Origin of the sequence: Boseongicola sp. (assembly GCA_014075275.1) — a bacterium.
Classification (GTDB): domain Bacteria; phylum Pseudomonadota; class Alphaproteobacteria; order Rhodobacterales; family Rhodobacteraceae.
Map to the genome: position 1 here is coordinate 3,040,054 of CP046179.1, position 24,137 is coordinate 3,064,190.

Annotated in this window: 17 protein-coding genes and 1 pseudogene; 6 read left to right on the forward strand and 12 right to left on the reverse strand. The window is 55.6% G+C overall.

The genetic code is table 11. The features are described from left to right. Positions 1–7: 7 nt before the first annotated feature. The 5 genes from GKR98_15245 to cysQ form a co-directional block, all read right to left on the reverse strand. A complete protein-coding gene (locus GKR98_15245) occupies positions 8–1,171 on the reverse strand; it encodes a glycosyltransferase (protein ID QMU59422.1) in 1,164 nt (387 codons plus the stop codon). Between the two features lie 37 nt (positions 1,172–1,208). Then, positions 1,209–2,102 (reverse strand): UTP--glucose-1-phosphate uridylyltransferase GalU, encoded by an 894-nt coding sequence (galU, locus tag GKR98_15250; protein ID QMU60127.1) that lies wholly within the window; start codon positions 2,100–2,102, stop codon positions 1,209–1,211. A gap of 108 nt (positions 2,103–2,210) precedes the next feature. After that, on the reverse strand, positions 2,211–2,606 hold the full coding sequence (locus tag GKR98_15255; protein ID QMU59423.1) for a hypothetical protein: 396 nt from the start codon (positions 2,604–2,606) through the stop codon (positions 2,211–2,213). 21 nt (positions 2,607–2,627) lie between these two features. After that, positions 2,628–3,458 carry a glycosyltransferase gene (locus tag GKR98_15260; protein ID QMU59424.1) on the reverse strand — a complete coding sequence of 277 codons (831 nt, stop codon included), beginning with the start codon at positions 3,456–3,458 and terminating at the stop codon, positions 2,628–2,630. 7 nt (positions 3,459–3,465) lie between these two features. Continuing rightward, positions 3,466–4,272: a 3'(2'),5'-bisphosphate nucleotidase CysQ gene (cysQ, locus tag GKR98_15265; GenBank protein QMU60128.1), complete on the reverse strand. Its 807-nt coding sequence runs from the start codon at positions 4,270–4,272 to the stop codon at positions 3,466–3,468. Positions 4,273–4,379: 107 nt separating this feature from the next. Between cysQ and GKR98_15270 the strand changes: the two genes are divergently transcribed. Both GKR98_15270 and GKR98_15275 read left to right on the forward strand, forming a co-directional pair. Beyond that, entirely contained in the window at positions 4,380–5,201 is an 822-nt protein-coding gene (locus GKR98_15270; protein ID QMU59425.1) for an ABC transporter permease, read from the forward strand. Next, positions 5,090–5,821: an SH3 domain-containing protein gene (locus GKR98_15275; GenBank protein QMU59426.1), complete on the forward strand. Its 732-nt coding sequence runs from the start codon at positions 5,090–5,092 to the stop codon at positions 5,819–5,821. The genes GKR98_15270 and GKR98_15275 overlap by 112 nt, the downstream gene beginning before the upstream one ends. On the opposite strand, the gene GKR98_15280 is transcribed toward GKR98_15275, so the two are convergent. Further along, on the reverse strand, positions 5,799–6,428 hold the full coding sequence (locus GKR98_15280) for an alpha-ketoglutarate-dependent dioxygenase AlkB (GenBank protein QMU60129.1): 630 nt from the start codon (positions 6,426–6,428) through the stop codon (positions 5,799–5,801). The two genes, GKR98_15275 and GKR98_15280, sit on opposite strands and share 23 nt — an antisense overlap. 182 nt (positions 6,429–6,610) lie before the next feature. On the opposite strand from GKR98_15280, the gene dnaK reads away from it, so the two are divergent. The 4 genes from dnaK (at position 6,611) to GKR98_15300 (ending at position 15,661) form a co-directional block, all read left to right on the forward strand. Then, entirely contained in the window at positions 6,611–8,521 is a 1,911-nt protein-coding gene (dnaK, locus tag GKR98_15285; GenBank protein QMU59427.1) for a molecular chaperone DnaK, read from the forward strand. A gap of 79 nt (positions 8,522–8,600) precedes the next feature. Then, entirely contained in the window at positions 8,601–9,740 is a 1,140-nt protein-coding gene (dnaJ, locus tag GKR98_15290; protein QMU59428.1) for a molecular chaperone DnaJ, read from the forward strand. Positions 9,741–10,768: 1,028 nt separating this feature from the next. Beyond that, positions 10,769–13,546 carry a DUF2339 domain-containing protein gene (locus GKR98_15295; GenBank protein QMU59429.1) on the forward strand — a complete coding sequence of 926 codons (2,778 nt, stop codon included), beginning with the start codon at positions 10,769–10,771 and terminating at the stop codon, positions 13,544–13,546. 87 nt (positions 13,547–13,633) lie between these two features. Continuing rightward, a complete protein-coding gene (locus GKR98_15300) occupies positions 13,634–15,661 on the forward strand; it encodes an NAD(P)-binding protein (GenBank protein ID QMU59430.1) in 2,028 nt (675 codons plus the stop codon). Between the two features lie 28 nt (positions 15,662–15,689). On the opposite strand, the pseudogene GKR98_15305 reads toward GKR98_15300, so the two are convergent. The 6 genes and pseudogenes from GKR98_15305 to GKR98_15330 form a co-directional block, all read right to left on the reverse strand. Continuing rightward, positions 15,690–16,955, reverse strand: a pseudogene (locus tag GKR98_15305) (DUF4147 domain-containing protein). 76 nt (positions 16,956–17,031) lie between these two features. Continuing rightward, positions 17,032–18,378, reverse strand: coding sequence for an aspartate aminotransferase family protein (locus GKR98_15310; protein QMU59431.1), 1,347 nt, complete (start codon positions 18,376–18,378; stop codon positions 17,032–17,034). Beyond that, on the reverse strand, positions 18,378–20,063 hold the full coding sequence (locus tag GKR98_15315) for a Na/Pi cotransporter family protein (protein ID QMU59432.1): 1,686 nt from the start codon (positions 20,061–20,063) through the stop codon (positions 18,378–18,380). The genes GKR98_15310 and GKR98_15315 overlap by 1 nt, the downstream gene beginning before the upstream one ends. A 24-nt stretch (positions 20,064–20,087) precedes the next feature. Beyond that, a complete protein-coding gene (gene phnY, locus GKR98_15320; GenBank protein QMU59433.1) occupies positions 20,088–21,539 on the reverse strand; it encodes a phosphonoacetaldehyde dehydrogenase in 1,452 nt (483 codons plus the stop codon). Further along, entirely contained in the window at positions 21,536–22,795 is a 1,260-nt protein-coding gene (phnA, locus tag GKR98_15325) for a phosphonoacetate hydrolase (GenBank protein QMU59434.1), read from the reverse strand. Before phnA ends, phnY begins: the two co-directional genes overlap by 4 nt. A 110-nt stretch (positions 22,796–22,905) precedes the next feature. After that, positions 22,906–24,087, reverse strand: coding sequence for a 2-aminoethylphosphonate--pyruvate transaminase (locus GKR98_15330; protein ID QMU59435.1), 1,182 nt, complete (start codon positions 24,085–24,087; stop codon positions 22,906–22,908). Positions 24,088–24,137 lie beyond the last annotated feature (50 nt).

Here is a 24,137-nt window from a genome sequence, read left to right on the forward strand (position 1 = left end):
CGTCAGATCAGATTATTCCAAAGACCCGATCAAAGTGCTTTTCCCAACCGGGAAGGCGATACGCCAACAAATCGGCGCGCCGACTGGCCTGGGTGGCAAGGTCTTCGCTGGCCAACTCTCTGATGGCCTGAAACCATTGATACATATCGTCGGTATTAGCGTAAATGGGCATGTCGCCAAGATAGAGTTCGATTGATCTGAGTGGACCTGAGATGGTTGGGACGCCCATTGCTGCCGCCTCGAACGGTGGCAAGCCGAACCCTTCGACCTGGGATGGGAACAAAAGCGCGGTTGCCCCGGCCAAATGGGCTTTCATTTCCTTGTCGGGCAATGGCCCAAGTTCGAAAATGGTTCGCCCCATCATGGGAGAGTGATCCAGAAGGTCGAAAACTTCCTGATTCTTCCAGCCTCTCGCTCCGATGATCCGCAGTTCCGGTATCCGGCTTTCGTCCATCTTGCGATGCATCCGATCCCAGATATCCAACAATAGCTTGTGGTTTTTTCGGGGTTCTATTGTGCCCAGCACCACAAAGTAAGGCTTGCGTGATTTTTCAATGGCGATTGGGGGCGGGCCAGATTCGATGCCAAGCGGCGCAACCATGATTGGCACGCGATGGCCGGTACCAACCATCCGCTTTTCGATGCTCTCGGCGACTTCGTCCGACGGCACGATGATGTGGTTGGCAAAATTGATGGTGGTTGTCAGGCGTTCGATGAATTTGGCGCGCGCAGTTTCAGTTTGATATTCAGGGAAATCAAGAGGGATAGTGTCATGGATCATGACGATCTTGCGGTTGTCTGGCATCTCCATCATGGCCCGCATAGTTTGCGGATTCAGGTTGGTGTGGCCGACATTGAGATAACCAAGACCGTTGGGCATCTGCCACATGATCTTTCTGATCGACAGTGACGACGCGCGCGACGAGGCTATGGCACGGATTGTTGACGCCTGATCGGCACCGTCGAGGTCAGTGCGGTCGAGGTATTCGGCTAGCCGCCCAATGCGGTCAGGTTCGAACATCAAGAAGCCACGTGGCGTCCGGATAATGGCCCAGCCCTTGCGGCGGATCACCTCATCCAAATACGCCCGCTCGACGCGGTCGATGCCTGTTGGCGCGCCGCGACCTAGTCGGGAGAAGCTTCTGCTCAGATCAAGAACAGGGGTGACCACGTTTAGACGCCTGTAAGTTTCGTGTTTTCGTTAACCGCTACTCGGCCGCGCGGATGAGCGGGGCTATGTCGCGAAGGTAAGCTGAAAACTCGTCCTGTAATTCGTCGCGCGCAAGAGCAAAACTGACAGTTGCCTGAAGAAATCCTGCTTTTGATCCACAATCGAAGCGTTGGCCCTTGAATCGAAGCGCATGCACTGGCCGATCATCACAAATTTCGGCTGCGATGGCGTCGGTAAGTTGCACTTCGCCACCGGCACCCGATTTCTGTTTGTGCAACGTATTTAGCACTGAAGGGGTCAAGATGTAGCGACCGATGACGGCCAGATTTGAGGGTGCCGTTTCGACTGAGGGCTTTTCGACCATGCCTTTGATACGGGCCAAATTCTGTGTTTCGCCACCGACATCCAGGATGCCATAGGATGACGTCTGGTCACGCGGCACGTCCATTGCAGCAATCATCGAACCACCGGTATCCTGATAGGCTTCGACCATTTGCTTAAGGCACGGCGTTTCAGCCGCGATGACATCATCGGGTAGGATTACGGCAAAGGGCTCATTTGCAATAAGCCTGCGAGCGCACCAAACCGCGTGCCCAAGACCCATCGGCTTGTGCTGGCGAATATAGGCGATAGCACCGGAATCCATATTGGTCGACTTCAGTGTTTTCAGAAGTTCAGTTTTATCTGACTTGCGCAGTGCAGATTCCAGCTCTGGCGCATGGTCAAAGTAGTCTTCGAGCGCGGATTTCCCGCGCGAAGTCACAAAGATGAACTCGCGAATGCCGGCTTCCCGGGCTTCGTCGATCGCGTATTGGATCAAAGGGCGATCCACCAGCGTCATGATTTCTTTTGGTACTGACTTTGTGGCCGGCAGGAATCTTGTGCCCAGTCCGGCAACGGGGAATACAGCTTTTGTTACTCGTCTCTTCAATTCACGCACATCAACCTCTCACGGGCCTTATGGCCGCTGGGATTCCATGCGACCTTGTTACCATTAACCGCGGGCAACGTATGTGTGCCCCACCACTCCCGGGCGTAGTCAAGTCTCGTCGATACCCCTTTGCAATGCAACTCGTCTAATCTCATCTTTCAGTCTTCGGGCAAATCTGCACCACCTGAAATGGCTGTCAGATCGCGTTGTTCGGCCAAACTGGCCACCGGTTTGAACCCAAACACCCTTGTCACTGTAGGATACATGATGCCGGACTGGCGTTAAGGAAAAGCTGAAAAAGCTGACTCGCTTGCCAGCATTAGCGAGAATCTCGGCCTTGGCGAGCATTGAGCGGCGGCGCAGCAAGCGACTGCTGAGAACCTGGTGTCCGGAAAGACCAGATGGCAAAGGGTCAAAGGCCGGAATTCCCTTGGGTTGAATTGCATGTAGCGGCGGAAGTGTTGCTGAGTTCCCATCTTCCCACCCGGCGGCGAGATCTGCCATTAGCCTTGCAACGTCGCCAGGTTAGCAAGTGCCTCGCACCATATGTGCGTGCAGCCGTCGGAGTTCTCTTTTTTCGACCCGTTCGCGAATTTCGTCAGCGCCACCAGACAGGTGCCTACGCAGATAAATAGATGTACTGCGACCAACGTCGAACAGGCTGCGGGGCCGTCTTTGTGCGGTGCGTAAATTCGAGGCGGCGAAGGCGTGATGCACTTCGGCAAGTGGGGCGATTACGGTTGTGTGTCCGGCTTTTGCCAGTCGCAGCGACAGGTCCGTGTCATCCATAAAATAGCGGTACACAGGGTCAAACCCGCCTAGTTTTCGAAGGATGTCAGCGCTTATGACGGCATTTGTGCCGACAAGTTTAGCAGCGCGACCGGGTTGTAGTTTGGGAACGAATGGTGCGGTACCAAAATGGGGTTCGGTGTGAGTTTCTGCTTCTGCATCAATCGAAGCCGCACGGCTTTGAAAGCTGATTCCGTTTCGCCCGCGGACATACCCGACAGAGGCGACGGCCCCGGAGGCGGCAAGAGCATCAGCATGATGTCGGAGCCATTTGGGCTCGGGGGCGGCGTCATCATCGATAAAAGCCACAAATTTGCCCGCAGCCAACGCCAAGCCCGCATTGCGGGTTTCCGAGATGTTTGGCTTGTCGCATTGCACAGATTTACCCCATGCCATGGCCGGGTGACCGGATAGTGCGGTTAGTCCGGCTCGATCCGCCGCGACGACGATTTCGAACGCTGGGTAGTCCAGTTGCCAGAGGGCGGTAAGACAACGCTTTAGCCAAGCGGGTCGTCCGTGGCTTGCAACGACGACACTGAAGGTGGGTGTGTTGATTGGCTGCGACACCCGGACCCTAGTCTGTCATCAATTGCACGCCAGGCGCGCGGGCCAGAAAATGCGGATTTCGAAAACCGGGTTTACCATAAGCTAAAGCGGTGCCGGTACTGCGATCTAACACCTCACCACCGGCGCCACGTAGGACAGCGTCGCCAGCGGCCGTGTCCCATTCCATGGTTGGACCCAAGCGTGGGTAAAAATCTGCCTCCCCAGCGGCTACGAGGCAAAATTTCAAGGAAGATCCGGCGCTTACAGAGTCTGAAACAGCATAGCGGTTGATATATTCATCAGTGGCGGCGTCGCGGTGCGACTTGGATGCGACGATGCGGAGCGCCCGGTTGTCTGGTGTACTGACAGAAATTGGCGATAGTTTGCCCATCTGGTCAATGGACAATGCGCCGGTTTCTTCGACGGCGCCGCCTTGGGCCTGGGTGAAAAACATGCGTCCCTTAGCCGGAGCGTAGACCACTCCCAGAACAGGCACGCCGTCTTTGACTAATGCGATATTGACCGTAAAATCGCCACGCCGGTTGATGAATTCTTTTGTGCCGTCCAGTGGATCGACGATCAGGAAGGTTTGAGCGATGAGTTCGTGGGTGGCGGCCTGTTCTTCAGTGATCAGAGTCACATCGGGGAATGCTGCACGCAATCCCGCTGAGATCAGGCGATCCGCCGCTTCGTCAGCTTCGGTTACGGGGCTGTCATCAGACTTGGCGCGCACGTTAAAATCGTCACGCTCGTAGACTGCCATGATAACCGCACCGGCCTCGATGGCGAGTCGCCTAAATGTTGCAACCATATCTGATCGGAGGTTTTCCGCCATCTTACGGGCCTTCATGCTATTATTTCGCCATAATCAGGCTTAAAGTGTCTCGTAGGGGCAAAACAAGGCCAGAGGCAAAAGCTTCGGCGCATACAGGTGATAACGGGATGCTGAAATCCGGGCAGAATTCGACGCTGGCAAGCGGAGCGTTCACGTTTTTCAATCTGACGTTTCATAATGCTGTTCGGGGCGTAAGCACCGGGCACCGGAACGCCGTGCTCGCGATTGTTCTGAACATTGTCCAGACGGTCGTGATGATTGGCGCATTCTTTTTCTTGATGGACATGCTGGGCCTTCGTGGCAGCGCGGTTCGCGGTGATTTTCTGTTGTATATCATGTCGGGTATTTTTGTTTTCATAACGCACATCAAATCTGTCGGTGCGGTTGCTGGCGCCGGGTCGGCGACGGCTTCGATGTTAAAACACCTGACAATGAACCAGCCTATTGCCGTATGCTCGGCGGCTTTGTCGGCGCTCTATAATCAGACGATCTCTGTTGCTGCCATTCTCTTGGTGTATCATTTGGTTTGGAAGCCTGTGGAATTTCACGACCCTGTTGGGGCAGTCGCGATGTTCATTCTGGCCTGGTTGTCGGGGTGTTGCGTGGGATTGGTTTTGTTGGGGTTGAGCCCGTGGTTTCCGCAGCTGACCGGTATTCTGAAGATGATTTACACCCGCGCGAATATGTTCGCTTCGGGCAAAATGTTTCTGGCTAACACCCTTCCGGCGCATATGCTGGTGATGTTCGACTGGAACCCGCTTTTTCATATTATTGACCAAGGGCGCGGTTTTATCTTTGTGAACTACAATCCGATGAAATCGGCCCTAATGTATCCAATTTGGGTGTCATTGGTTCTGGCGGTGATTGGAATCATCGGGATCTCTTACACAGCCAAGCACGTTTCACTAAGTTGGGATGCTGCACGGTGATAAGGTGGTTGTCGGTCGCATTTCTTGTTTTTGCTGCTCTGCCAGCAGCAGCCACGACTGACGGATGGCCTGCGCTTTATGATGTTGTTGGCGTTGCCGCCGATGACGCCTTAAACGTTCGAAGCGGCCCCGGAACTGAGCATGAGATTATAGGTACGCTGCCGTACGACGCGGAAGACATTGAGATCGTTCGTCCCAGTGAGGATCTGGACTGGGGTTTGCTGAACTTTGGTGAGGCCACAGGTTGGATATCGCTGAACTTTGCAGTTCCGCAGCCCGGTCAGTGGTACGGCTCGATTCCTAAGATAACGCAGTGTTTTGGCACCGAACCTTTCTGGTCTATCGAACGCAGCTTGGAGTTGCTGCGGTTCCGAAATCAGGATGGTTTGAACATCGCAGTTGATGAGGCCTATTTTATAGAGTCTCGCAATCGGCGGGATCGCTTTATTGCTTCGGGCAGTAGTGTTGTGAATGGTTTGACTTTAGTGGTTTCCAACCAGACTTGCTCTGACGGAATGTCAGATCGTGATTATGGACTTTCGGTAGATGTGCTGGTGGAAGATGCATTCGATGCGCAGTTGTATTCGGGTTGCTGCTCTATTGCGCCACTCTCAGAGTGAGGTTTATTCGGCCGCCTTCTGACAGGAGGTCGGACGAGCCGAATTTGATGCGATCAATTCCGTGGTAGGCAAGACGCGCGTTTCCGGAAAGCACCGCCACATCACCAGATTTCAGCCAGCGACTCGATGTTTTGTCAGAACGCTTTGTGCCGCCGACGCGGAACAGGCCATCGTCTCCGAGTGAGATGGAGACGACTGGCCATGACAAGTCGGCCTCGTCCTTGTCCTGATGCAGGCCCATGCGGGCACCCTCGCCGTAGAAATTCACAAGGCAAGAATCCGGCTGTTGTCGAACGCCCGATACTGCTTGCCAAACCGCCATTATAGAGTTGGGAATGTCTGGCCAGCTGCCGCCGTCCATGTGGCGATCGGCGTAACGGTAACCGCTTTGGTCGGTCATCCAGCCAACACCGCCCGCAGAAGTCATTTGCACAGACATTTGCCGCCCGCCGGGAGTTTGATAACGGCGGAACGGTGCAACTTTCGCAATGTCCCGCAGGTCCGCCAAGATTTGGAGCTGCGCGGTTTGCGACAGCCATCCCGGATAGATTCGTGCGCCATTCAGATCAACCGGCGCTCCAACTTCGCCGTCAAACAGATCACACATTGAAAATATCCTCGGATTTCCTGCCAAAACACCGGTTTCAGACGCTTGCAGCGCCAAGATCACCTCCCTATATACCCCACGAAGCCGTGAGCGCCCATCCGGGCGTCACTTCCTTGGGATGGGACCATATGGTGCCGAAACGGGCCACGGTCCCTAACATCGCCGAACTAGAGGATTAGAGCATGGGTAAAGTCATTGGTATCGACCTTGGGACAACCAACAGCTGCGTTGCCATCATGGATGGATCGCAACCCCGGGTGATCGAAAACGCCGAAGGCGCACGCACGACTCCGTCGATTGTTGCCTTCACCGACACTGAACGTCTTGTCGGACAACCGGCCAAACGTCAGGCCGTCACCAACCCCGAAAACACCGTCTTTGCTGTAAAGCGTCTGATTGGCCGCCGCGCCGATGATGCCGCTGTCACCAAAGACCAGCATATCGTGCCTTTCGACATCGTGGATGGCGGTAACGGCGACGCTTGGGTTAAGGCCGGTGATGAAAAGTATTCACCGTCGCAAATCTCGGCCTTCATCTTGCAAAAGATGAAAGAGACCGCTGAAAGCTATTTGGGCGAAGACGTCACACAGGCCGTAATCACCGTCCCTGCCTATTTCAACGACGCCCAGCGTCAGGCCACCAAAGACGCTGGCAAGATCGCTGGCATGGAAGTGCTGCGGATCATCAACGAGCCGACAGCAGCCGCGCTGGCCTATGGTCTGGACAAGAAAGAAACCAAAACCATCGCGGTCTATGACCTTGGTGGCGGCACGTTCGATATCACCATTCTGGAGATTGACGACGGTCTGTTCGAAGTGAAATCCACCAACGGCGATACGTTCCTTGGCGGTGAAGACTTTGACATGCGCATCGTCAACTATCTGGCGGACGAGTTCAAAAAGGAACACGGCGCTGATCTGACCAAAGACAAGATGGCGCTACAGCGTCTGAAAGAAGCTGCCGAAAAAGCCAAGATCGAACTTTCGTCTTCGACCCAGACCGAGATCAACCAGCCGTTTATCTCGATGGGCACGGATGGCCAGCCGCTGCACATGGTCATGAAACTGACCCGTGCCAAGCTGGAAAGCCTTGTCAGTGACCTGATCAAGAAGTCAATCAAGCCATGTCAGGCAGCCCTGAAAGACGCGGGCCTTTCGACTGGCGACATCGACGAGGTTGTTCTGGTCGGTGGTATGACCCGTATGCCGCGCGTGACAGAAGAAGTGACCAAGTTCTTCGGGAAAGAGCCGCACAAGGGCGTGAACCCTGACGAAGTCGTTGCAATGGGCGCCGCCATTCAGGCTGGTGTTCTTCAGGGCGACGTCAAAGACGTGGTTCTGCTGGACGTCACTCCGCTGTCTCTGGGCATCGAAACACTGGGGGGTGTCTTCACCCGTCTGATCGACCGCAACACGACGATCCCGACGAAGAAGTCGCAGATCTTTTCAACCGCGGAAGACAACCAGAACGCTGTGACCATCCGGGTATTCCAGGGTGAGCGCGAAATGGCGACCGACAACAAGATGCTGGGCCAGTTCAATCTGGAAGATATCCCACCAGCACCGCGCGGCCTGCCACAGATCGAAGTGACGTTCGACATTGATGCCAACGGCATCGTGTCGGTCAGCGCCAAAGATAAAGGCACTGGCAAAGAACAGAACATCACGATCCAGGCCTCGGGCGGTCTTTCGGACGAAGACATCGAACAGATGGTGCGCGACGCCGAAGAAAACGCCGAAGCTGATAAGGCCAAGAAAGACCTGGTCGAAGCCAAGAACGGCGCGGAAGGCCTGATCCATTCGACCGAAAAGTCGATGGAGGAGCATTCGGACAAAGTCGACCCGACCACTATCGAAGCCATCGAACTGGCAATCGCCAACCTGAAGGAACAGATGGAAACCGAAGACGCGGGCAAAATCCGCGGCGGCATCCAGAACGTGACCGAAGCGGCGATGAAGCTGGGCGAAGCCATCTACAAAACCCAGCAGGAAGCTGCTGCTGGCGAAGCGGGTGGTGAAGAAGAGCCTCGCGGTGTGGATGACGACATTGTCGACGCCGACTTCGAAGACCTCGACGAAGACAAGCGCGCCTGATCGGTGCAGAAGTAACGCGACGAAGGGACCGACCTGACCCCGTTGGGTCGGTCCTCGCGTTCGATGGGAACGTTATCTGATGGCAAAGCGCGATTTTTACGAGGTTCTGGAAGTCTCGAAGGGCGCGTCGGCTGACGAGATCAAGAAGGCCTATCGCCAAAAGGCGAAGCAACTTCACCCTGACCGGAATTCCGACAACCCAGACGCCGAATCTCAGTTCAAAGAGGCCAACGAGGCTTACGAGGTTCTGAAAGACAACGACAAAAAGGCGGCCTACGACCGTTTTGGTCACGCAGCTTTCGAAGGCGGTATGGGCGGAGGACGCCCCGGTGCCGGTGGCAGCGGCGATTTTGCCAGCGCGTTTTCGGACGTCTTCGACGATCTCTTCGGCGATATGATGGGTGGCCGTCGCGGTGGCGGCGGACGTCGCGCCGTGCGCGGCTCGGACCTGCGTTATAACCTCCAGATCTCGCTGGAAGAGGCCTTCAACGGCATGCAGCAGTCCATACAGGTGCCCAGCGCCGTGGGCTGCGATACCTGTGATGGTTCAGGCTCAGAAGGCGGCGCTGAACCGGCAACTTGTCCCACATGCTCTGGCATGGGCAAAGTTCGCGCGCAGCAGGGCTTTTTCACCGTTGAACGCACCTGCCCAACCTGTTCCGGTATGGGTCAGATTATCCAGAACCCCTGCAAAACCTGTGGCGGCGCGGGCCGTGTTGAGAAGGACCGCTCGCTGAGCGTGAACATTCCGGCGGGCGTCGAAACCGGGACCCGTATCCGTTTGGCCGGGGAAGGCGAAGCGGGCCTGCGGGGCGGTCCGGCGGGTGACCTGTATATCTTTATCGAAGTTTCAGACCACCAATTGTTCCAGCGCGACGGCGTAAACCTTTATTGCCGTGTGCCAGTTTCCATGGCCAAGGCAGCGATGGGCGGCGACATAGAGGTGCCGACGATTGATGGGGGCCGTAGTCGCGTGAAAGTGCCTGCTGGTAGCCAGTCGGGTCGACAAATGCGCTTGCGCGGCAAAGGCATGCCAGCGCTGCGTGGTGGACCAGCAGGTGAGATGTTTATCGAGCTTGCGGTGGAAACGCCCGTAAACCTGACATCACGCCAGAAAGAATTACTGGCAGAGTTTGAAGAGCTTTCCGAAGAGAACAACCCTGAAAGCTCGGGGTTTTTTCGCAAGGTAAAAACTTTTTGGGATGGCATAAAGAGCTGATAATTTGGCTAGGCTTGCTTATTTTGGGAACCCGTCGCGCAAGTGTGGCGGGTTTTTTTAGTTCTGAAACGCTCCAGCCGGGTCGAACTGTGGTCGATTCCAAGTGACGCGCAGTACCAATAATGAGCCGGTTTTCATCGATTTTTTGGGTTTCGCCAGGCTAAAAACTCTGTTTCCGATTTGGAACCTAAGCAGCTCTGATTGAATGAGATGCGGCGATTATTAGAAATTTATCGTTTATTCATAGTAGCTTACAATTACCTGTTATCGAAGCGCAAATGCCGGAAAATCGTGTAAAGTTTGTGAATGAAAGTTAAAACTAAGTATTGCTAATGCATAATAAGTTATGCTAATTTAGATTTGTAATCGAGACCGTGTGGGTCGAGTGAGTAACGAGTTTTAAGAGTAACGGATAGGGAATTAGGAGCGGCGCAAAGTTGGTGTTGAGCATGTGTCGCTCCGCTTCTCCCCATCAAAGTTTTGTAAGTCACCGTGTTTTGTGTGTTTGGTGACAAAGGTGTGTAAGAGTTTGGGTGAGGCTTCCGTGCGTGTGTTGGTGGGCTTTGCTGAGTATGTAGCAAAAACGAAGTAACGCCGCGTTTTACTGCGGCGTCACCCCTTAGGTAGTGTTTTTTTTCCCGTCGCTCGTGTCGCAAACTTGGCGACGGGTCGGTCTGTTAGCGTCATTGTCCCGGTGCAGCAGGTATACTTAGTCTTCATCTAGTCGATGGCGGAATTAGGGCGCGAATTGGGCGCTGTTTACGAGAATTTCGCTTTTTCTGCTGCCATTTCAAACAATCCTGCCATTGCCGGAACGATTGTGCCGGTTTTCAGTAGCAATCTGAATGAGAGCAACTTTCCTGTTCAACATTAAAACGCAAATGCGCGAATCTGGGATTCCGCCATTTAAGTATTATGAAACAGCTGTTGTTGCGAAATTGCGCGGCGGCCCCAATCTCTGATCTCTTGGGGTATTCAGGCGGAACAGGGCTTTCTACAAAAGACCCATTACCTGGAGGGTCAGGCCCATGGACGGATTTATTGCCATTGGAATAGCTGCAGTTGTCGCAATACCGCTGACGGTTATTTACCTGCTTGTTTCGCATATTCGTCTGAAGGGAACTGTCAGGCAGCTCAACACGGATTTGGAAGAGTTGGCTGGTATCCTTGCCGGTGCTCAGCCAAAAACTGCGCCCGAACAGGAGCCGACTTCAGAACAAACTGAATTCGAAACATCGGCTGATAAGACGGAACCAAGCCGCGCGGCAGGGCCTTGGGCAGCCCGTTCTGGAACGGGCCCAGCGGATTCTTCGGACACCGAAGTGCCACCAGTACAACCTGATTTTCAGGATTCGTTGCCGCCAAAGGCTGTAGTTCTCAAGAAATATGAATTTGCAAAACTGGCGGCCTGGCTGCGAGAGAATTGGTTTTACGCTGTTTCGGCGCTGTCTTTGGCACTGGCAGGCGTGTTTTTGGTTCAATACAGCGTCGAGGCGGGATTGCTGCCACCTGCGGCACGGGTGGCAGCCGCTCTGGCCATGGGCGTTCTGCTGGTGGGCGCTGGTGAATACATACGCCGCCGGTTTGGGGATGGAGAGGATCAGGCAACGGCTTACTTGCCGGCCACTTTCTCGGGCGCTGGTGTCGTCACTCTGTTCGGTGCCGTCTTATCCGCCCGGGTCCTGTATGACTTGATTGGCCCTGAAGCCGCGATGATCGGATTGATTTTGGTGGCGCTGGGGTCCGTGGTCTTAGGGTGGTTCAATGGACCGCTTCTTGCAGCGGTCGGTGTCATTGGAGCGATGGCGGCACCGTTTGTTGTTGGTGGGTCGTCTGATGACAGCCAATGGCTCTATGGCTATTTCACCGTGATTACAGCCATTGGGCTGGCAATTGATGCCATTCGGCGATGGGCCTGGGTCACGCTGGTTACCTTGGCGTTGGCATTTGTGGCCGGTTGGGCGCTGTTGGGCTTTGATGACGATGTAGCGGTCGCCGCGGCGGTCTATGTGTCGTTGGTTGCGATCATGGCGATTGCGATACCGTTGATGAAGTTAACTCCGACTCATTCCGGGACAATGATCCTGGGAATGTTGGGTGGGAAATCTGACAAGCCATGGCCAGAGTATCCGACGCGAGTCGCATTCGCGACGATGGCGGCCAGTGCGGCAACGCTCGTTGCTATATCCTTGATGGGTGCGCTGGAATTTTGGCTGGCGATTGGCTGTCTAACGGCGCTAGTTCTTCTGATGATCCTGTGGTGTTGGGATGCACCGGCACTGGACGACGTCGCTATTCTGCCGGCCGGTGGTCTTTTGGTGGCGACCTACATGCATGCCACAACATTTAACGACGCATTCCGAGCCTACATCGCAGAGCGGCCCCCCGAAACGTCGATGCCAATGGAAGCGACCTATCTTGTTGGCATCGCGTTGATCATTTCCGTCTTGGCGGCGTGGCGCAGCAATCAGGCGGGCAGCACCAGGCCGCATTGGGCCGCTGGTGCTGCTTTGTTTGCACCTGCGATGGCCATTGTCCTGGAAATTAGCTGGACGCCCGCAGGTGTGATCGGTGACTATCGCTGGGCTCTGCATGCGGGCGCGATTGCTGCCGTAATGGTTATCATGGCTGAGCGGTTTGCGCGCGCTGACGGTGAAGACCGGTTGCGCATGTCTTTTGCGGTTTTGTCGGCCATTGCCTCGGTCGCGTTCCTTTGCGTGATTGTTCTAAGTTCGGCGGCGTTGACAGTTGCGCTTGCCGTGACCGTTCTTTCAGCGGCGGTTCTGGATCGCCGGTTCGACCTGCCTGTAATGAGCTATTACATTGCGGTTGGGGTCGTCACGTTGGGGTATCGCTTGTTGGCCGATCCCGGTTTGGGGTGGGCCGATAGGGCACCGGTTCTTGAGATATTGCTGGCCTATGGTGGCACTTTGATTGCGTTGATTGTGGCGCGGCACCAGATCGCCGAACGTGACCGCCAATTGCCAAAAGTGATGCTTGAAAGTGCAGCCTGGACGACGGGAGCCATGTTGGCATCGCTGCTGCTTGATAGGGCAATTGCAACGGCGGGCGGGTTTGCGGATCGCGACAGTCATTGGGCGCTGTCGCTGCACGCGATGGTCTGGTTCTGCACAGCCATGGCGCAGGTGTATCGGCTTCAGTTGGGGGGCAGGCTTAGATACGTCAGGATTGGATTGGCCGCAGTCTTTGGGATTATCAGTCTTGCAGGACTTGTTGGATCTCTGACTGGGGCAAACCCCTTCTTTGAGAGGTCGGACCTAGTTATAGGCCCTCCGCTGTTTAACACATTGGTGGTTGCTTATCTGTTGCCCGCGCTGCTGTTTGGAGTTGTGGCGTTTAAGATGCCAAATCTTCATCCAATGCTGCGCCGGGTCCTATACGGGGCGGCAGCTGGATTGGCGGCCATATGGGCTTCGTTGGCCATCCGCCATTTCTGGCAGGGTGCCGAGGGCATGGCGAGCAGTGGCGTCACCCAGTCCGAACTTTACAGCTATACGGTTGCATTGCTGATCGTCGGAGCCGCGATTTTCTACCAGTCGCTGGCGCGAAAATCGGCAGGCATGAGACGGGCGGGGCTGATTGTTATCGGGCTGGCCGTGGCCAAAGTCTTCTTCATCGACATCTCGGGATTGGGAAGTTTGACCCGTGTCTTCTCGCTTTTGGCGTTGGGGCTGTCTCTTGCCGGGCTGGCATGGCTTAATCGCTGGGCACAAGGCGCAGATCCGGAGACGGACCCTGAAAGCGAGGCGCCCGAACCTGCTCCCGTGGAAAACGATGACAGCTGAGCAGGCAAACGCAACGTTATGGCTGGTGAAATTTTAGAAATCCTGATTGGCTGACTGACGGCTTAATCTTTGATTGAAGGTCAGTCCATGCAGGACGGAAAATCTCCGCAGTATCCGAGGCTGTTTGAGCCGCTGGACCTGGGACATGTGTGTCTAAAGAACCGTGTTGTCATGGGGTCGATGCACTTGGGGCTGGAAGAGCGCCCGGATGGATTTGGCCGGATGGCAAGGTTTTACGCCGAACGTGCGCGCGGCGGTGTGGCGTTGATTGTGACTGGCGGAATTGGACCGAACCCAGAAGGCGCGGTTTATCAAGGCGGCGCGACGATGATGACGGCTGAGGACGCTCGAAATCATCGTGAGATCACCGACGCAGTACATGCTGAAGGCGGATTGATCTGTATGCAGATCCTGCACGCCGGGCGCTATGCCTATAACCCTGATGCTGTGGGCCCATCTGCCCATCGTGCGCCGATCAACCGATTTGTGCCCAAAGCATTAAGTGGTGCAGAAATTGAAGTTCAGATTGCCGATTTTGTGAATTGCGCGAGGAAGGCAAAAGATGCTGGCTATGACGGTGTCGAGATCATGGGCTCTGAGGGCTATCTGATCAATCAATTCATTGCCGAGCAGACCAACAGCCGGAACGATCGTTGGGGCGGTTCTTTTGAGCACCGGATACGCCTGCCAGTCGAGATTGTGCGACGTTTGCGCGAGGTCGTCGGCGAGAAGTTTATTCTGATATTCCGACTGTCGATGCTCGATCTGGTTGAGGGCGGTTCAACCAAGGACGAAGTTGTTGAACTGGGGCGGGCAATAGAAAAGGCCGGAGCCACAATCATCAGCACCGGGATTGGCTGGCACGAAGCGCGCATTCCGACCATTGCAGCGATGGTGCCACGCGCTGCGTTTGCGTCGGTGACGGCGGCGTTTCGAAACGCGGTCACCATTCCGGTTATCACTTCGAACCGGATTAACATGCCGGATGTGGCCGAGGGAGTCTTGGCCAACGGTTATGCAGATTTGGTCTCAATGGCCCGGCCTTTTTTGGCGGATGCTGATTTTGTGCGGAAAGCTGGGGAGGACAAACCAGAGCAGATAAACACCTGCATAGCCTGCAATCAGGCATGTCTTGATCAGATTTTCTCGGGCCAGGTGGCCACTTGTCTGGTGAACCCACGGGCCGCGCATGAAACCGAGATAGAGATTGCGCCAGTTGATAGGCCCAAGTCGATTGCGGTTATTGGCGCTGGTCCAGCCGGTCTGGCATTTGCCACAACTGCTGCGGTGCGGGGACACAGGGTGACACTTTTTGACGCAAGCGACCGAATAGGCGGCCAGCTCAATCTGGCAGTTTGTGTGCCTGGAAAAGAAGAGTTTTACGAAACGCTTCGTTATTTCGACAATGAAATTAAGCGAACAGGTGTCGAATTGCGTTTGAACGAATACGCGACTGGCAACATGTTGACTGGCTTTGACGAAGTTGTGGTGGCAACCGGAGTTCGTCCGCGTGTCCCTAACATTGACGGCATCGGACACGCCAAGGTGCTGAGATATGATGATGTGGTCTCGGGTAGAGCGAAGGTAGGTAATCGCGTCGCCATCATCGGTGCCGGTGGGATTGGATTTGACGTTGCGGAGTATCTTGTACGAGATGCGCAGGAGAGCCCCCAGGATCCGCAGGAGTTTGCCCAGGAATGGGGAATTGATCTTGCCGCCAATGCCCGAGGCGGTGTTGCAGGTGTTGAGCGAACCGAAAGGGCGCCCTTGCGCGAGGTATTTCTATTGCAACGAAAGTCGGGGAAGCTGGGGGCTGGCTTAGGGAAAACCACTGGTTGGATACACCGAGATCTTTTGAAACGCGCGGGCGTCGCGATGATCGGAAATTGCGAGTATACACGGATAGATGATGCTGGACTTCATCTTGCTGTAAATGGCGAGCCGCGTGTTCTGGTCGTAGATAATGTTGTTTTATGTGCTGGCCAGGAGTCAAATCGCGAGATTGTGCCATGTTTGCTTGAAGGGCATCAATTGATCGGTGGTGCCGACGTTGCTTCTGAGTTGGACGCGCGCCGCGCGATAGATCAGGCAGTGCGGTTGGCTGCTATCATCTGAATTTGGGATCGGGGCCGAATACTGGCGGTTATCGGATGAGAATCGCGCGGAAGTCGTTGACGTTTGTGCCAGTCGGACCGGGGGCAAAGATATCATCGACTGCGTCGAAAGCTGTCTAGGCATCATGCATCGACAACACCTTCGCCGGGTCCAAACCCGATGCCCGCATTCGGGTCCAGGTGGTGCCATCAGCGAATGCCCCTGCATTGTCCTCGGAACCGTCGATGCCGTCAGTGTCGGCTGCCAGTGCAGTGATTGTGTGGTCTTCGATGCCACCGGCCAAAGACAGTAGAAAATCGGTGTTTCGCCCGCCCTTTCCGCCGGATTGGGTGATGGTCACCGTTGTCTCGCCGCCGGACAAAATGACGACCGGCGTGGTGAAGGGACGGTCCTTTGCGCGCACTTCACGGGCAATGGCGGCGTGAACCTGACCGACATCCCGCGCTTCGCCTTCGATGGAATCGGATAGGATAACAGCCGGGATTCCGAGCTTCTCGGATGTTTGCGCTGCGGCATCCAGCGAAATTGCAGCAGAGGCTATAACGTGGACCTCATTGCCTGCAAACACGGGATCATCCGGGACCGGTGCCAGACCTGTCTCGCCGTCCAGGTGAGATTGTATCTTTTGTGGCAGTTGGATTGCGTGTGCTGAAATCAAAGCGCGTGCGTCATGCCGTGTAACCTGATCTGGAACAGTCGGGCCAGAGGCCACTTGTGCAGGGTCATCGCCGGGTACATCGGAGACTACCAAGCTAACAACTTTGGCCGGATGTGCCGCGGCGGCCAGGCGTCCGCCTTTTATCTGGCTGACCTGTTTGCGAATGGCATTCATTGCTGAGATCGGGGCGCCTGACGATAATAGAGCCCGGTTGAGGTCGGCTTCGTCTTCCAATGTCATGCCATCGGGCGGGGCTGGAAGCAGGGCGGAACCACCGCCGCAGATAAGGGCAACTACAAGATCGTCTGCAGTTAGGCCATCGACGGCTTTGAGGAGAGCCTTGGTCGCCTGTTCTCCGGCTTCATCAGGGACCGGGTGCGAGGCTTCAATCACGCTAACGGTGCGCGTCGGTGCACCATAGCCGTAGCGCGTGACAACCACACCTTCGAGGGGTCCATCCCATAGGTCTTCGAAGGCGGCTGCCATTTGGGCAGAGCCTTTGCCAGCACCGATGACAACGGTGCGTCCCTTGGGCTTTGCGGGCAATACACGCGCAATCGCACTTCGTGGGTCAGCGGCCTCGACGGCGGCGTTGAAGAGTTGCGTCAGAAAGTCTTTGTCGTCGCTTGAAATCATGCCAGTTTCATAGCGCATTACTGGTTGGATGCCAGAGATCTTTAATCAATGTGATCTGCTGGCTGAAAATGCGCGATCAGGAGGCACTAATCGCATCTTCAACAATCTTCAGCGCGCTGCTCAGTTCGTCTGTGGTGATGGTCATAGGAGGTGATAGCGTAAGGACATTCCCTGCGCTGATTTTAAACGACAGGCCGTTTGCCAGGCAGTCATAGTAAATGCGTTCGGCGCGCACGGGATCCGGTGTTCGTTGTTGCTTGTCAGAGACGATTTCGATGCCGAACATGCAGCCACGCCCGCGGATATCTCCGACAACATCATGTTTTCCCAGAGAATCATGCAGCCGATTAAGCGCGACATTCCCTATTTCAGCGGCACGCGCGACCAGATTTTCATCTTCGATGATGTCCAGCGTTGTGAGGGCGGCGCGAGCTGTTACCGGGTTCTTTTCGTGGGTGTAATGCCCGATCGCGAAATCACCTGCGACATCCAGATCACTTCGGGCAACCACGGCGGCAATTGGAAGAATACCTCCCCCTAGTGCTTTTCCAAGGGTCACAATGTCTGGGGCGATTTCGTCATGTTCGAACGCGAACAATTCACCGGTCTTGCCCAATCCTGTGGGGATTTCGTCCATGATCAAGAGCGAGCCGTGCTTGTTACATGCCTCTCTTACTGCCTTCCAGTAACCTGGAGGCGGCACCACAGGAACAGCACGCATCGGTTCGGCGATGACTGCGGCGACATCACCTTCGCGTTCAAGGACATAGTCGACCATTTTGGCGCAGGCCAACATGCAGCTTTCTGGTCCTGGATGACCATATGCACAGTGGTAGCAGTTGAAAGGCGCGACGTGTTCGGTGCCGGGCAAGAGCGGCCCGGCAATATGACTACGGAAGGTCGCTTCGCCACCAACGGAAGCTGCGCCAAAGCCCGCGCCGTGGAACGCGTCCCAGAAGCTCAATGTTTTGAAGCGTCCGGTCGCGGCACGCGCAATTTTTAGGGCAACTTCATTGGCGTCGGAACCACCTGTCGTGAACAGCACTTTGCCTAGCTCACCAGGAGCTAAATTGGCCAGGCGTTCAGCTAATTCGACAGCAACATCGTTGGTAAAGCGGCGGGGTGAAAATGGAAGGGAGTCCAACTGATCTTTTATCGCCGCGATCAATCTTGGGTGACCGTAGCCGATATGGTGAACCGAATTTCCGTGGAAATCCATGAACCGCCGTCCAGATGTGTCTTCTATCCAGATGCCTTCGGCCTTGGCGATGGTCGACACGCAAGGAGAGGAAAGCGATTGGTGCAGAAATGCCGCCGAGTCTCGTTTGAGTAAGTCTTTTGTTGGTTCGTGCGTTTCATCGGAAGACCAGCTTTTCCGGCGATCAGACGTGTTGGATTCACCTTCAGTGTGACGGATTGCCATTAGTCTTGCTCCGGTTCTTCTGAAATAAGCCGTGTCTCCAGGACCTGTCCTTCGCGGTAAAGGATTGGATACGCTACGGCGGCGATGTGCCCAAATAGCTCTCGTAAAGCGCGCAGCAATTCAAGGTGCATATCGCTGGTGGCAAGGCTGTCGGAGTTGGAACGCTCTAGGCGCTTCATGTGGGCTTTGCGGCTGGAGCGCTCTTTGCGTTTTACTTTGGCTTTGTCGAGGGTAAGACGCCTTGCCGCTTCAAGATCGTCAGCAAGCAGGACGTGTCGAGCAAGACCGAACCCAGCCAAGACCAATCCGTGGAGGCTTTGAAGTTCTTCGCGCCCGGCATCCGAAAACCCTGCAGCTGTATCGTTCAATTCGTTTGCAATCGCGGTCATCCGCTTTGCAACCAGATCTCCGGCGGCTTCGATGCGAATGGCATAGTCCAACTGCGCCCTAAGCTCTTTGATCGTTGCCTTGGGAAGATTACCCCGGGCATGTTCAGCGATATAGCGACGTAGGCCGGAGAACATTGCATTAACCTGTTCATCCCGCTGACGGATGGTGTTGGCCGTGTCGTCGGAATAGGTGTCGAATAGCCCGAAAATTGGACGATACATGCGTTCGACTTCTTCCAGCATCTTTAAGATGTCTTGTTGAGCGGCTGTGGTTATGACTGCGGCATTTGCCTTGTCATTCCCGTTAAGTTGATCGACGGAGCTGACTTGAGCCATCAATTCGGAAAGCGTGTCACCTGGCGACGGCTTGACCGGCAAGATCAAAGCCGTGGGTCGCTCAAGTGCACCGGCGACGGGAAGAAATATCGCGAGCACCGCCACATTGAACAAAAGATGGAGCAAAAGAAGCGAACCGGCAGGACTGTCGAGCACTTGCATGGCGCTGGAATTAAAAGTTGCCATAACCAGTAGGATGACACATGCGGCGCCCCCTTTTGCCAGGGCATTTGCAAGAGGGATGCGTCGGGCCATCGGCGAATGATCACGCGACAGCCAGACCGCAATAAGAGCCCCACCCAGATTGGCGCCAAGAATGACGGTAAGGCCAGCCTGAAAACTAAGACCCCCTGCGGCAACGAGCGCGATAGTCATGAGAATGGCGGCAACACTGGAGTGAAGAACAAATGCCAGCGCCGCACCGATCAAAAACCCCGTAAGTGCGTCGCTTTCAATGTAAGCTGCGGCGGCTGGAAGGATCGGGCTTTCGCGCAGTGGCTCCACGACCTCGCGCAAAAGATGCAAAGACACCAGGATCAGAGCCAACCCGAGAATAATTTGGCCTATGACTTTGGTTTTTGGTTGCGAGCTTTTAAGATAAAGCCATCCGCCGATGACCAAAAGTAGTGGTTCAAGCAACCGCAGGTCTTGGGCGAGTATTTGGACAACAATCGCAGATCCAAGATCAGCACCCAGCAGGGCGGTTAGGCCCGCACGAAACGATAGATGTCCGGCAGCGGCAAATCCCCCGACGAGCAAAGCGACGGCAGTGGCACTTTGCAGCGCGATGGCTAATCCGGTGCCGGTGAGTGCCGACGCGAAAACCGACTGTTGATTGCCCAGAGTGCTGGCAAACAACCGACCGAAGTTGCGCTCAACGCCAGAGCGAACAAGGCTTACTGCGAAGAGGAGCAGAAATACCGCTCCGAATAATCCCAGCGTGAACCCAACAATTTGCATATCAATACCGGTGTTTTCACCTCATCAAGGCCATGGCAGTGAGTAGGTTTTGACGTTGGTGAAGAATTTCATCGCCTCAATGACGCCTTCCTTTACACCGTTGCCACTGTCTTTGATCCCGCCGAATGGCGACATCTCGATGCGGTAGCCGGGCTGTTCCCAGATGTTGCAGGTGCCAACGTCCAACCCGTTGATGTAAGCAATCGCGCGGTTCAGATCGTTTGTGCACACGCCCGATGAAAGGCCGAAGTTGGTTGAGTTTGAAATGCGCATGACTTCGGTATCGTCATCTGGCACGCGGACGATGGGAACGATGGGGCCAAAGGTTTCTTCCATTACCAATTCGCTGTCATGCGGCACATGATCGACTACGATTGGGGGCAGCAATGCGCCCTGACGGCCGGGGTGGTAGAGGATTTTCGCCCCCGCTTCCTCGGCCATGAATACGCGCTTTTCGAACAGTTCCGCGGCGACATCGTGGATCACGCACCCAAGTTCCGTTTCGGGATCTTGCGGATCGCCAAACTTGATTTTCTTGGCTTTCTCCAGAACTAAGGGAACAAATTTGTCGGCAACGCTTTCCTGCACGAGGATACGTTTAACCGCCGTGCAGCGCTGGCCGGAGTTCCCCGTCGCTCCTGCGACGGCGATTGTCGCCGCCTTTTCAAGATCTTCATCGCTGAGGTCATTCAGGATGATCAAAGGGTCATTTCCGCCGAGTTCAAGCGCCGTGCGTTTGTAGCCAGCTTTGTCGGCGATCATTTTGCCGACGGGAACGCCGCCCGTGAAGGTGATGATGTCGATGTTTTCATTGGTGACCATCTCGTCGCCAATGTCGGCTGGCATGCCGGTGACGATCTGAAACATTTCCGAGGGAAGACCAGCTTCGTAGAGAATGTCCGCCAGAGCAATTGCGGTCAGCGGGGTCAGTTCGGTTGGTTTGCAGACCATGCAATTGTTGGTGGCGATGGACGGTGCGATCTTGTGGCTGACCATGTTCAGCGGATGGTTGAACGGCGTGATCGCACTGATCGTGCGCACCGGTTCGCGCTTGGTGAAGATCTTGCGATCTTTGCCGTTGTGGGTCAGGTCGCACGAGAATATTTCGCCGTCGTCCATCATAGATTGACCGGCGGCGAATTGGTACACGTCCTGCGCGCGTTTGGTCTCATAGATGGCATGCTGATGGCAGATGCCCAATTCTAGGGTTAGCCATTTCGCAAGGAATTCGCGTTTCTCGCCGATCAGTTGCGAGGTCCGGTTCAGGATCTCGCTGCGTTCATACCGCGATAGGGTCGGTGTGTAATTCGCTGCAATTTCAAAGGCTTTGGCGGCGTGTTCGGCAGTTCCGGCGGGAACGGTGCCGATGACCTCGTTGGTGTAGGGATATTTCACTTCGACCACTTTGTCGGTGAAGACAACTTCGCCGCCAATGCGCATGCCTTCTGCACGGAAATCTGTGTTCTGGTTGTTCATGCGGGCACCTCTTCCAATGCGGCGGCGGTTGTTGCGTAGAAGAACGCATCGAAGTTGCGAAGGTCGGGGGCGTTCCCCAGATCAATCACGCGGTTCACAATGAACGGGACTTCCTGTTCGGTCAAACCGCCTTGGCTGCGCAGAGGCTCTTTCAGCGCGGCAAGGTCGTGCCGGTGGGCGCTGGTGCCGATGGTCATGTTCTCGGTCGAGACCATAACGAGGTCGCCGATGCGGTCTGGCGGAAGCTCGAACCGGGTGACGGCTTCGGCCTTGTCGACGACTTCCAGCATCTCTGGCAGGGCGCTGAGACGGGCGATGATATCAGAGGTACTGGCGCTGTCGGGAAGGTACGCCGTGGCAAAGGAACCGAGGGCTCCATGGTGGACCACGTAGGGGTCAGTGATCGGGAGGATGACACGGGCGGCGGCCTTGCCGAGCCAGTCGTCCAGCACGTCTTGCACGTAGATCACGGCGGGGTCGCCGTTGGCGTCATGTTTGGGTTTCATGCCGTGATCTGCGGTCACGACGATGGCGGCACCTAGGGCGTCGAGTTCGGCTAAGTATTTGTCGAACATGGCATAAAAATCTTTCGCGCCTTGTTCGTTTGGCGCGAATTTATGCTGAACGTAGTCGGTGGTGGACAGATACATGACGTCTGGGCTCCACTCGCGCAATAGCTTCACGCCAGCGGCAAAGACAAACTCGGACAGTTCGGCGGAGTAGACTTCCGGCACTTCGCGGCCCAGCCATTGGCTGGCGTTTTCGATGCCGTTGTCGGCCTTTGTTGCCTGATCGGATTTCTCGGATGAAAAGCATATGACGCGGTCTTCATCGTAGCTGAGACCTGCCCCCAAAAGGGCGCGCAACTTGTCTTTGGCGGTGACCACCGCGACCCGTGCGCCTGCCTCGTAAAACTTTGAAAACACTGTAGGAGCGCGCAGAAAGCGGACGTCGTTCATCATGACTTCTTCGCCGGTATCCGGGTCGAACAAGAAGTTGCCGCAGATGCCGTGTACGGACGGTGGACGGCCCGTTGCGATGGACATGTTGTTGGGGTTTGTGAAGGATGGGATGACGGAATGGGCGAGCCGATCCGTGCCGGTTTTGCGCATCTTTTTAAGGGTCGGCATCAAGCCTTCGGCGATTGCGACTTCGAGATATTCGGGCTCGCAACCATCCAGACAGATGGCAATTGCGCAGGTTTTTGGCGCTGGATATGTGCGGTCATTTGCGGTGACCGGGGTGGTGATCGGCATGGGATTTCCCCTGATTTTGCGACGTCGGTATCACGTCGGTATTACGTCGGTGCGTGCGAACGGTGGGTTTAGGGATCATTAATCTTTGGCTAACCCTTTCCTCCGGTCGGTTACGCGGCGAGTTTCTTGCGTTCTTCTAGTGCGGCGGGTGGTGGGCCAGCGTTTGAGACCCCCAATTCGTTCAAGGCGTCACCGGCGGCTTCGACAACCCGGTGCATAATGTTGCCATCCATCCGGCCGATGCAGCCGATGCGAAAACTTTCCACGACCGTCAGCTTGCCGGGGTAGATGATGAAGCCGCGCGATTTCATGGCCTCGTAAAACCCAGAGAAGCTAAAGTTGGGATCGTCCGGGCAGAAGAAGGTGACGATGATGGGCGAGAGCCAGCGATCATCGAGCAGCGTTTCGAAGCCGATGTCGCGCATGCCGTTTACGACGATGTCGCGGTTCGAGGTGTATCGGGCAAGGCGTGCAGGAACACCGCCTTCTTCGGCGTGCAGATCCAGTGCCTTCATGAAGGCGGCGACCACGTGGGTTGGCGGTGTGAAGCGCCATTGGCCGGTTCTCTCCATTGTGTCCCACTGGGCGTGAACGTCCAGCGACAAGGAGTGGCAGTTGCCTTTGGAGGCGGTGATCTCGGTCTTACGAGCAATGACGAAGCCGAAGCCGGGCACGCCTTCGATACATTTGTTGGCGGATGAGACGAAGGCGGCGCAGCCGAGTTCTTCGGGGTGCAGGGGCAGCGCGCCGAAGGCGGACATCGAGTCGATCAGAAGTTTACGACCTGCGGCGCGGGTGGCGGCGGCGATTTCCTCGACCGGGTTCAGGATGCCGCTGGAAGTTTCGCAGTGAATGGCCAGAACATGGGTGATGGCGGGATCATTGGCGAGGATCGCGGCAACTTCGGCACCGCGCGGCGGCATGTAGTCGCCTTTATCGAGCAAATGGAAGTCGCGCCCCAGATACTCCATCGTTTTTGCGGCGCGCAGGCCGTAGGCCCCGTTGGCGAGGACCAGAACTTTGCCGTCTTTGGGCACGAACGAGCCCAGCATCGCTTCGACCGCGTAGCTGCCTGATCCCTGTATCGGCACGCAATCGTAGTTTTCCGAACCGGGGCCGATCATGCCAAGCAGACGGGCACGCAGATCGCGGGTCATGGCGCGGAAATCTTCATCCCAACTGCCCCAGTCGCAGAGCATCGCCTCTTTCACTTCAAAGGACGTGGTTAGGGGGCCGGGCGTCAGCAAATAGGGCTCGCCCAGTTTTGGATCAGGGAAGTCAGCCTTGGTCATTTCGCGGTCCTTGGTTGGCTTATCTGTCTGATGAAGAATGTTGACGCATA